Origin of the sequence: Pontibacter sp. BAB1700 (assembly GCF_000277005.1) — a bacterium.
GTDB lineage: Bacteria > Bacteroidota > Bacteroidia > Cytophagales > Hymenobacteraceae > Pontibacter > Pontibacter lucknowensis.
In genome coordinates this window covers 1-9,745 of the sequence record NZ_AKIS01000207.1, presented here as the reverse complement: position 1 = coordinate 9,745, position 9,745 = coordinate 1, and the positions used below count along the sequence as shown (strand labels likewise).

At 50.6% G+C, this 9,745-nt stretch carries 9 protein-coding genes and 2 pseudogenes; 6 read left to right on the top strand and 5 right to left on the bottom strand.

Annotated features, from left to right (window positions below; all coding sequences use genetic code 11):
- Nucleotides 1-124: 124 nt before the first annotated feature.
- Nucleotides 125-616, top strand: a complete 492-nt coding sequence (locus O71_RS19760) for a hypothetical protein (RefSeq protein WP_007660565.1) — start codon at nucleotides 125-127, stop codon at nucleotides 614-616.
- Between the two features lie 84 nt (nucleotides 617-700).
- Here O71_RS19760 and O71_RS19755 read toward each other — a convergent pair whose 3' ends face one another.
- A complete protein-coding gene (locus O71_RS19755) occupies nucleotides 701-1,300 on the bottom strand; it encodes an FKBP-type peptidyl-prolyl cis-trans isomerase (RefSeq protein ID WP_007660563.1) in 600 nt (199 codons plus the stop codon).
- Nucleotides 1,301-1,439: 139 nt separating this feature from the next.
- A complete protein-coding gene (locus O71_RS26750; protein ID WP_255345436.1) occupies nucleotides 1,440-1,571 on the bottom strand; it encodes a hypothetical protein in 132 nt (43 codons plus the stop codon).
- A gap of 535 nt (nucleotides 1,572-2,106) precedes the next feature.
- Here O71_RS26750 and O71_RS24770 point away from each other — a divergent pair.
- Genes O71_RS24770 through rnk form a run of 3 tightly spaced genes read left to right on the top strand, consistent with a single transcriptional unit; the run spans nucleotide 2,107 to nucleotide 4,008 of the window.
- Nucleotides 2,107-2,469 carry a hypothetical protein gene (locus O71_RS24770; protein WP_007660561.1) on the top strand — a complete coding sequence of 121 codons (363 nt, stop codon included), beginning with the start codon at nucleotides 2,107-2,109 and terminating at the stop codon, nucleotides 2,467-2,469.
- Entirely contained in the window at nucleotides 2,430-3,596 is a 1,167-nt protein-coding gene (locus O71_RS19750; protein WP_202800249.1) for an FMN-binding glutamate synthase family protein, read from the top strand. The genes O71_RS24770 and O71_RS19750 overlap by 40 nt, the downstream gene beginning before the upstream one ends.
- 1 nt (nucleotide 3,597) lies before the next feature.
- Entirely contained in the window at nucleotides 3,598-4,008 is a 411-nt protein-coding gene (gene rnk, locus O71_RS19745; protein WP_007660557.1) for a nucleoside diphosphate kinase regulator, read from the top strand.
- 99 nt (nucleotides 4,009-4,107) lie between these two features.
- On the opposite strand, the gene O71_RS24135 is transcribed toward rnk, so the two are convergent.
- The 3 genes and pseudogenes from O71_RS24135 to O71_RS19735 all read right to left on the bottom strand — a co-directional run bounded on the left by O71_RS24135 (nucleotide 4,108) and on the right by O71_RS19735 (nucleotide 8,779).
- The gene (locus tag O71_RS24135) at nucleotides 4,108-4,275 is read right to left on the bottom strand and encodes a hypothetical protein (RefSeq protein WP_155801027.1); all 168 of its coding nucleotides are present in this window, start codon (nucleotides 4,273-4,275) and stop codon (nucleotides 4,108-4,110) included.
- Nucleotides 4,276-4,426: 151 nt separating this feature from the next.
- Nucleotides 4,427-7,812, bottom strand: a pseudogene (locus O71_RS19740) (methylmalonyl-CoA mutase family protein).
- Nucleotides 7,813-8,077: 265 nt separating this feature from the next.
- Complete coding sequence (locus tag O71_RS19735) at nucleotides 8,078-8,779, bottom strand: LuxR C-terminal-related transcriptional regulator (RefSeq protein WP_007660551.1); 702 nt, start codon at nucleotides 8,777-8,779, stop codon at nucleotides 8,078-8,080.
- Nucleotides 8,780-8,961: 182 nt separating this feature from the next.
- On the opposite strand from O71_RS19735, the pseudogene O71_RS27600 reads away from it, so the two are divergent.
- Nucleotides 8,962-9,440, top strand: a pseudogene (locus tag O71_RS27600) (GTP-binding protein); the annotation flags it as partial.
- 138 nt (nucleotides 9,441-9,578) lie between these two features.
- A partial coding sequence (locus tag O71_RS27595; protein WP_369750999.1) for an EF-Tu/IF-2/RF-3 family GTPase occupies nucleotides 9,579-9,745 on the top strand: 167 nt, incomplete at its 3' end.

Below are 9,745 nucleotides of genomic sequence, written 5' to 3'. Positions count from 1 at the left end.
TTATTAATATATAAATATTACATCTTTGTTTATACAAAATCCAAGTCGCTCTTCTTTGGCTGACTATGTTTAGTTTAAATATCTTCTACCTGATGGCTATAAGCCGCATAAACTGATACGTACCATGTACACAGACAATTTGATGGGTGCCCATGCTTTTGGCAGACATTTCTCGGTAAGGGATCAGCATCGCAGTGTGCTGCAGGAGCAGTTGAGGCTGAAATACGTGCATGAGGAAGAAACACTTTATATTAAGTGGGACGGGGAAGTAAGCTCCAACGAGCTGCGACAGGGTTATGCGCACATCATGGACATAGTGTTTATGTACAAGCCGCAGAAATGGATACTAAACCTGCAGAGTAGGCTTGCCATTGAGAAAGAAGACCAGCAGTGGGTGTTCAAGTATGTTTTTCCGGAAGTGCTGCGTGCTGTAAACAAGAATGTGTTTGTGGCGGTTGTTATGCCCGTATTCGCTTACAATAGTCTGGTAAATGAAATAGATGGGGATGAACTGATGGACGGAGATAATTTCATGATCATCCACCATTTCCTGTACCAGGAAGAGAGTCGCCGCTGGCTGCATGAGATGGCTGAAACTGACCTGAAGATGGCCTAGGTGCAGCGCTCTCCGAATAAAAAGAGGTCCGGCTGGTGTGATTATCACCTGGCCGGACCTCTTTATTTATTACGCTTGTATAAATTAATGAACTGAGATCAGTTCCACATCAAAGATCAGTGTAGTATTTGGCCCGATCACGTCACCGGCGCCCTGTGAGCCATAAGCCAGGTTCGACGGAATGAATAGTCTCCATTTAGCACCTTCCTTCATCAACTGAAGGGCTTCTGTCCAGCCGGCGATCACACCATTAACCGGGAATGTGGCAGGCTGACCGCGCTCGTAGCTTGAGTCGAACACCGTACCGTCGATCAGAGTGCCGTGGTAGTGAGTCGTTACTTTGTCAGAGGCTGCCGGCGACTTGCCTGTACCTTCCTCAAGCACCTGGTACTGCAGTCCGCTTGGCAGTGTTTTAACACCCTCCTTGTTTTTATTTTCCGCTAAAAATGCTTCACCGGCTTTCTGGTTTTCACCACCTTTGGCACCCTGCTTTTCCTGCATTTCCTGCTGTAGCGCCATCATGGCCATCTGGATCTCCTGCTGCGACAGGGAAGATGGCTCACCGGCAATCACCTCTTTCAGGCCTTTTACAAAAGCATCCGCTTCGATGTCAATTCCCTGTTTTTTGAGGTTGGCTGCCATGTCGCGGCCGATGATGTAGCTTATTTTTTCCTTTTGTGTCATGTATAATGGTATAGATGATAGGATTGATTTTCGGTGATAAAGGTACGGCTAAAGGGGGGATTAACCTAAAAGGAATGCATTCAAGAGAAGAAGCAGGCCTGGCGCCTGCTTCCTCCTAATCTAAACAACAGTCGCAAGCTTAGAGATACAAGTGTATGTCTTCTTCGTGGAGGTCCATTTGGAGCTGCTCGGGCGACATCCAGCTTTTCATAAGGTAGCCAAATGTGGTGCCGATGAGCAGGAGAGAGGATATTGTCGTAAAGCGCATCATGATATATAGCCTGAAGAGTTAAACTTGAATTTTTTAACGCTATATAGTGATTTAGGTTGTGCATCTTTCACCCTCATGCACTGTATTTTAGTACAAAAGCATGAAGTAGGCGTATCCCCCCTTTATTGGAGCTGAAAAAAACAGCCTGCCACTTATTAGCGTATGATTTTTAGGTTTTCTTCTTTTCTTTCAATTAACTTTGCACTGTCAAACGAAAAGACATGAGGCCAACCGGCAAATATCCTTCTTTCTGGCTTACCATACCTGCTTCAGGTCTGGTAGCAGCTTCTCATCATGTGGTAATGTGTGATGAACTGAATGGCTATTGCCTTAACTTTTTTTCCTCTCCTAAGGCCTTTAACAAGTAAGCCGGAGCTTACGCTCTGGCGCCCCGCAACATAACTGGCAATTACAGATTTCTGGTTAAGCAATTTTCTTTCATCTTATTCATTTTCTAAGATTTTACGACATGGCAAGTAAGGTCAGTGTGAGGCAATCCCTTGGATACGTCTTTATAGCAGCTTATCTGTTTACCTTGTTTTTATCGATTTTTGAGCGGTCATATCTGTGGCTTCTCTTGGTCATTGTGCCTTTGCACCTGGTATACCTGCGCAACGTGCGACAGGGCAGGCACTCCATTCTGCGCAACTATCCGCTGGTCGGCTATCTGCGCTATTTCTTCGAGAGCATACGGCCGGAACTCCGGCAGTACTTCTTTGAGTCCGACCTGGATGGCAAGCCATTCAGCCGACGCCAGCGCTCCATCGTGTACCAGCGTGCCAAGAACGTGCGCGAGACGGTGCCTTTCGGTATGCAGGCCAATAGCCAGGAGCCGGGCTCGAGTGGATTGCCCATACCATGTTCCCGGTGCACGTACAGGCCAAGGACCTGCGCGTGACAGTAGGAGGCAGCCGCTGTAAGCAGCCTTATAGCGCCAGCATTTACAATATCTCAGCCATGAGCTATGGCTCTCTGAGTAAAACAGCTGTAACTGCCCTGAGTGCAGGTGCCAAACTGGGTGGCTTTGCCCACAATACCGGTGAGGGTGGCGTGAGTCCCTTCCACATAGAAGGGGGCGGCGACCTGATCTGGCAGATCGGTACGGGCTACTTTGGCTGCCGCGACAAAGACGGTAATTTCTCTGAAAAGCTGTTCAAAGAGCAGGTAGCGCACCCGCACATCAAAAATGGTGGAGATCAAGCTGTCTCAGGGAGCCAAGCCAGGGCACGGAGGTATACTGCCGGCTGCCAAGAATACACCGGAGATCGCAGCTATACGCAAGGTGGAACCCTATACACAGTGGCCTCGCCACCGGCGCACTCCGCTTTCAGTGACCAGTTCACCATGCTGCTGTACATAGACAAATTGCGCGTACTCTCAGACGGAAAACCGATCGGTATCAAGCTGTGCATTGGTAACAAGCAGGAGTTTGAGCGCCTCTGCCAGGAAATGAAGCACAACCGCATCTACCCGGACTTCATTACGATAGACGGGGCTGAGGGCGGTACAGGTGCCGCACCACTTGAGTTTACCGATAGCCTGGGAATGCCGCTTTATGATGCCCTGGCCTACGTGCAGCACATGCTGGAACTCTACGGGCTGCGTGACGAGATTAAGCTAATTGCAGCGGGTAAGATCATCACCGGGGTGGACATCATCAAGGCCATTTCGCTGGGTGCTGACATATGCTACAGTGCAAGGGGTATGATGTTCGCGCTGGGCTGTATACAGGCCTTGCAGTGTGACTCCGGCCGCTGCCCGGTAGGTATAGCCACACAGGATAAGAACCTGTACAAGGGGCTGGACGTAGCAGATAAGCGGGTGCGTGTGGCCAACTTCCATGGCAATACCATCAAGTCAACCATCGAAGTGATGGAGGCCTGCGGCTTTGCATCCCTGCAGGATATCACGCCGGATAAAATATTCAGGCGTGTGGAGCAGGGGCAGACGAAGAGTTTCAAGGACATTTATTTTCCGAAGAAGCCTTCCCCCAGTTCTATCAGCAAAAACTACGTACTTAATTGATATGGATAACTTAATCTATCTGACCGAGCAGGATTACAAGCGCCTGGTTGATCTGGTGCAGCAGCAAAGACAGGGTGCAGGCATGCAGCCAAACATTGCTAAGCTCGGTGAAGAACTGAAGCGGGCCAGGCGGGTTGCTTCGGAGGAGATTCCAGCAGAAGTCGTGACGATGAATTCAAGTGTTTTATTAAAGGACTTGAAGAGCGGCAAGGAAATGGAGATTACGCTGGTGTACCCGAAGGATGCCGACGTGAACACCCGTAAAATTTCCATTCTCGCTCCGGTAGGTACAGCCATTATTGGCTGTAAAGAAGGAGACGAGGTAGAGTGGCCTGTTCCATCAGGCACGATCAACTATAAAATTGAAAAGGTGACGTTTCAACCGGAAGCTTCCGGTAACTTCTCGCTTTAGGTATAAGATTAAGTCAAAAAAAAGCCAGTTCGCTATACCTTAGCAGGTTGCGAACTGGCTTTTTGCTTTCTTAAAAAAGGTGCTCATACCTGTACTCTATCAGGCATAATCGCTGATGTTTTCTTCCCAAAGGTCAAAGTCGATCTCTTCTTCCTCGATCCTGGTGCTCAGGTATACGTAAGCTGCCAGGCCCAGGAACACGAGTGCCGAGCCAATCAGCACGAACGGGAAATCCTCAATGTCTTTATTTTTATTTTTGGTTTTCATGGTGCGATTTATTTATGTTGCTTTATACCTCTCAAAGCTGCAATATGTTGTCAAGTTGCTGACTGCCAGCAGATACAAAAAAGAAGGCCGGGCATTTGCCCGGCCTTTGCTTTTAATAACGCCGCCTGCTGGCGGCATATTTTATCAAAACTTACATATTTCTGCGGTACTGTCCGCCGACCTCAAACAGGGCGTTGGTAATCTGACCCAGTGAGCAGTACTTCACGGTCTCCATCATCTCCTCAAAGATGTTCCCGTTGTTGATCGCCACCTGCTGGATGCGTTTCAGCATTTCTTCTGACTTATCGGCATTGCGCTGGTGCAAGCTTTGCAGCATCGAGATCTGGTATTGCTTTTCGTCTTCCGTTGCGCGAATTACTTCTGTAGGCAGCACCGTTGGCGAACCTGTGGAAGAAAGGAAGGTGTTCACGCCGATGATCGGGTACTCTCCCGTGTGCTTCAGTGTCTCGTAGTACAGGCTTTCCTCCTGAATCTTACCGCGCTGGTACATTGTCTCCATGGCACCCAATACACCGCCACGTTCCGTGATGCGGTCAAATTCGGCCAGTACAGCCTCTTCTACCAGGTCAGTCAATTCTTCGATAATGAACGAGCCCTGCAGCGGGTTCTCGTTCTTGGCCAGACCCAGCTCACGGTTGATGATCAGCTGGATGGCCATGGCACGACGAACAGATGCTTCTGTTGGGGTCGTGATCGCCTCGTCGTAAGCGTTCGTGTGCAGTGAGTTACAGTTGTCGTAAATTGCATACAGTGCCTGCAGCGTGGTGCGGATGTCGTTAAAGTCGATCTCCTGCGCGTGCAGTGAACGGCCAGAGGTCTGGATGTGGTACTTCAGCATCTGCGAACGAGCATCAGCATTATACTTGTGCTTCATCGCCTTCGCCCAGATTCTTCGGGCCACACGACCAATCACCGCATATTCCGGATCGATACCGTTTGAGAAGAAGAAGCTCAGGTTTGGCGCAAACTTGTTGATGTCCATACCGCGGCTCACATAGTATTCCACAAACGTAAAGCCATTGGCCAACGTGAAGGCCAACTGGGAAATCGGGTTGGCACCTGCCTCCGCGATGTGATAGCCGGAGATAGACACCGAGTAGAAGTTGCGTACGTTCTTGTCGATGAAGTAGGCCTGCACGTCACCCATCAATCGCAGTGAGAATTCCGTGGAGAAGATACAGGTATTTTGCGCCTGGTCTTCTTTCAGGATATCCGCCTGCACGGTGCCACGTACAGAAGCCAAAGTGCGTGCCTTTATCGGCTCGTATACCTCAGCCGGTAGCACCTGGTCGCCGGTAACGCCCAATAGCATCAGGCCAAGGCCGTCGTTGCCCTTTGGCAGTTCGCCTGATAACGTGGACGCTCCGTGCCTTTCTCTTTGTAGATGGCGTCGATCTTCTGGTTGATTTCTTCTTCGAGACCGTTCTCTTTGATGTACAGTTCACACTGCTGGTCGATGGCGGCATTCATGAAGAAGCCGGTCAGAATCGCAGCAGGACCATTGATGGTCATCGAAACCGAGGTCATCGGGTCGGCCAGGTTGAAGCCGGAGTACAGTTTCTTGGCATCATCCAGGCAGCAGATGCTCACGCCGGAGTTACCGATCTTGCCGTAGATGTCTGGTCTGAAGTCCGGGTCTTCACCGTAAAGCGTTACCGAGTCGAAAGCCGTGGAGAGGCGCTTTGCTGGCATACCCAGGCTCACATAGTGGAAGCGACGGTTGGTACGCTCCGGTCCGCCTTCGCCCGCAAACATACGGGTTGGGTCTTCGCCTTCGCGCTTGAACGGGAAAACACCCGCTGTATAAGGGAACTCACCCGGCACGTTCTCCTGCAGGTTCCACTTGAGCAAATCACCCCAGGCCTCGTAGCGCGGAGTAGAAACCTTTGGTATTTGCAGGTGCGAGAGCGATTCAGTATGCGTCTTGATCTTTAGTTCTTTGTCACGCACCTTGAACACATAGAACTCGTTCTTGTAGGCTTGAACCTTGTCTTTCCAGTTCTCAAGTATCTTCTTGTTCTGTCCGTCCAGGCTCAGCTCTACTTCGGCATAAGCCTGCTCGAGCTGCTTGATCAGACGGTCCTTGTCTTCCACCTCAATCCCCTGCACCGCCTCAATTGATTTCTTGATGCCGTAAAGCTTCTGCGCTACTTCGGCCTGATCCTTCGTCCACTTGTCGTAGTTGCGGATAGTCTCAGAAATCTCAGACAGGTAACGCGTACGGGCAGGAGGGATGATGTATACCTTCTCCGACATTTCTTTAGAGGTCTGCAGGTTGGAGTCGAACTCAACGCCTGTTTTCTCCGACAGCTTGGCCATAACGGCACGGTAGAGCTGGTTCATGCCCGGGTCGTTGAACTGCGAAGCGATGGTGCCGAACACCGGTATCTCGTCGTCGCTTACGTCCCACAACTGGTGGTTGCGCTTATACTGTTTCTTCACGTCACGCAGGGCGTCGAGGGCACCGCGCTTGTCAAATTTGTTCAGGGCGATCACGTCGGCAAAGTCAAGCATATCGATCTTCTCGAGCTGCGTGGCGGCACCGTACTCCGGCGTCATCACATACAGGCTCATATCGGAGTGCTCGATGATCTCCGTGTCAGACTGGCCTATACCAGATGTCTCCAGGATGATCATGTCAAAATCGGCCGCTTTCACGATGTCTACCGCGTCCTGCACATACTTGCTCAGGGCCAGGTTGCTCTGGCGTGTGGCCAGGGAGCGCATGTATACCCGCTCGTTCGAGATCGAGTTCATACGGATACGGTCGCCCAACAGGGCACCACCGGTCTTGCGCTTCGATGGGTCCACCGAAATAATAGCGATCTTCTTCTCCGGGAAGTCGAGCAGGAAACGGCGCACCAGTTCGTCCACCAATGATGATTTACCGGCACCACCCGTACCGGTTATACCGAGCACTGGTGTTTTCACTTCTTTGGCCTGCTCTCTTACTTCGTTCAGAATGCTGCGGGCTTCCTCCGGGAAGTTCTCAGCAGCCGAGATCAGCCGGGCGATGGCTTTCGGGTCTTTGTCACGCAGGTGCTTCGCTTCTCCGTTCAGGTCTTTGCCTGTCGGGAAGTCGCACTTCTCCAGCATGTCGTTGATCATACCCTGCAGCCCCATGGCGCGACCGTCGTCCGGGGAGTAGATGCGGGCAATGCCGTATTCATGCAGTTCCTCGATCTCAGTCGGCAGGATCACCCCGCCGCCACCGCCGAAGATGCGGATATGGCCGCAGCCACGCTCGTTGAGCAGGTCGTACATGTATTTGAAATACTCCAGGTGACCGCCCTGGTAGGAGGTGATGGCGATGGCTTGTGCGTCTTCCTGCACCGCGCAATCCACGATCTCCTGTACAGAGCGGTTGTGGCCCAGGTGAATCACCTCGGCGCCAGATGCCTGGATGATGCGGCGCATGATGTTGATCGAAGCGTCGTGCCCGTCAAACAAGGAGGCAGCCGTCACGATCCGGATGTGGTTCACCGGCTTATATGGTTCTACTTTAGTAAGTTGCATAATTTACTAACAAGGATTTTTTTCAAATTTGATGCGAATATAGTCATTTTTACGCAGGATTGACAGGCAGGGCCTGATTCAGAAAAGCCAGGAAACAGCGCAACCATCGCCAAAGCCGTACTGGGATATACGGTATGGATAGCCTTAGAAGCAAGAAAATACCAAGGAGCAGGTATACGCTGGCAAGAGCGGGCGATTATGCGAGCCTCTAGGGAAGGGGTTTAGCAGGCAAAGGATTAGTGAGAGTATGGGGAAGCGCTGTAGTTTAGCCTAATCCCGCCTCTTTCCCAAGTGACACCAGGTCAGCCACATTGGTAGTGCCGAGTTTCTTTTGGATGCTCTTGCGGTGGGTACTCACGGTGTTCGGGCTGATAAAAAGCTGCTCTGCGATTTCCTTGGTACTGCACCCCTTGCAGATCAGTTCCAGAATCTCAATTTCGCGCTTTCGCAAACTCCTCACAACCCGGCTCCTTTTTTGCTTCAGCTTCTCCTTGAGGGCCTGTACCAACTGAGATTCCGTATTCATGGCAGGGCTCAGGTCTACATCAACACAGACCACCTCCTTAACCTCGCCCTGCTGGTTTTTGCTGAAAGCCTTGGCCCAGCCTACAAACCATTTGTACTGGTCTTCCTCCTTGTGTTTTGCCCGGAACAAGCCTCCGAATTCAGCCCCATTGAACTGCTGGTAATGGGTGATGCTGTCTTCAGGGATTTGCTGGTCGTCCGGGTGCACAATGGTCTCTATGTACTTCATGCCACCCATTTCCAGTATCTCAGCCAAGGTATAGCCAAGGCTTTCCTCATTGGAGCGGTTACACCAGACTACCCCCAGGTCCAGGTTGGAGATGTAGATGTTGGCTGGCACTTCGTGGATGACCTTCTCCAGGAACTCACATTTCTCCTTCAGAAGTTGAATCTCACGCTCCATAGCGGCAATCTTATCGGCGCTGGAAGTCTGTTCTGGCATACAATATCTGCTATCGGTTTGCAAAAAGATTCTAAAGTTATAAAACTTATATGCTAAATTCCATGTGTGCTGGCATAATAATAAGGAGGGGCCGGCAAAGAGGTCAATCATAAAATGATTTAGGCCGGAATACAGCAACAAACCTACATTCTTCTTAACTTTGTTTTTCGTAAGAACTATTTATGAAGAACATTCGCAATTTCTGCATCATCGCTCACATCGACCACGGTAAAAGCACGCTGCTGACCGCCTGCTGGAATTTACTTCTACGGTTGCAGAGCGTGAAATGCAAAACCAGCTGCTCGATAACATGGACCTGGAGCGTGAGCGCGGCATTACTATTAAGAGTCACGCCATCCAGATGAATTATCACTATAAAGGAGAGGACTATGTGTTGAACCTGATCGATACACCAGGCCACGTCGACTTCTCTTATGAAGTGTCCCGTTCCATTGCTGCCTGTGAGGGAGCGCTGCTGATCGTGGATTCTTCGCAAGGTATAGAGGCCCAGACTATTTCGAACCTCTACCTGGCCATCGGTTCTGACCTGGAAATTATCCCGGTGCTGAACAAGATTGACCTGCCGCATGCCATGCCGGAAGAGGTGAGTGACCAGATCATCGATCTGATCGGCTGCGACAGAGAAGACATTATCCATGCCTCCGGTAAAGCAGGTATAGGTATAGAAGAAATACTGAACGCTATCTGTGACCGGGTTCCTGCACCAAAGGGCGACCCTGCCGCTCCGCTTCAGGCTTTAATCTTTGACTCCGTATTCAACTCATACAGAGGTATCGAGGTGTACTTCCGTATCTACAACGGTACCTTGAAAAAAGGGGAGAAGGTGAAGTTCATTAACACCGGCAAGACCTACGAAGCGGATGAGATTGGCGTGCTCAAACTTAACCAGGAGCCTCGCAAGGAAATGGCTGCCGGTAACGTGGGCTACCTGATATCAGGTATAAA

What these genes read in the sequence shown, in the direction of transcription:
- O71_RS19750 (WP_202800249.1), top strand. Translation starts at nt 2,430, where the DNA reads ATGTTCCCGGTGCACGTACAGGCCAAGGACCTGCGCGTGACAGTAGGA.
- O71_RS24135 (WP_155801027.1), bottom strand. Translation starts at nt 4,275, where the DNA reads ATGAAAACCAAAAATAAAAATAAAGACATTGAGGATTTCCCGTTCGTG.
- O71_RS19735 (WP_007660551.1), bottom strand. Translation starts at nt 8,779, where the DNA reads ATGCCAGAACAGACTTCCAGCGCCGATAAGATTGCCGCTATGGAGCGT.
- O71_RS26750 (WP_255345436.1), bottom strand. Translation starts at nt 1,571, where the DNA reads ATGATGCGCTTTACGACAATATCCTCTCTCCTGCTCATCGGCACCACA.
- O71_RS19755 (WP_007660563.1), bottom strand. Translation starts at nt 1,300, where the DNA reads ATGACACAAAAGGAAAAAATAAGCTACATCATCGGCCGCGACATGGCA.
- O71_RS19760 (WP_007660565.1), top strand. Translation starts at nt 125, where the DNA reads ATGTACACAGACAATTTGATGGGTGCCCATGCTTTTGGCAGACATTTC.
- rnk (WP_007660557.1), top strand. Translation starts at nt 3,598, where the DNA reads ATGGATAACTTAATCTATCTGACCGAGCAGGATTACAAGCGCCTGGTT.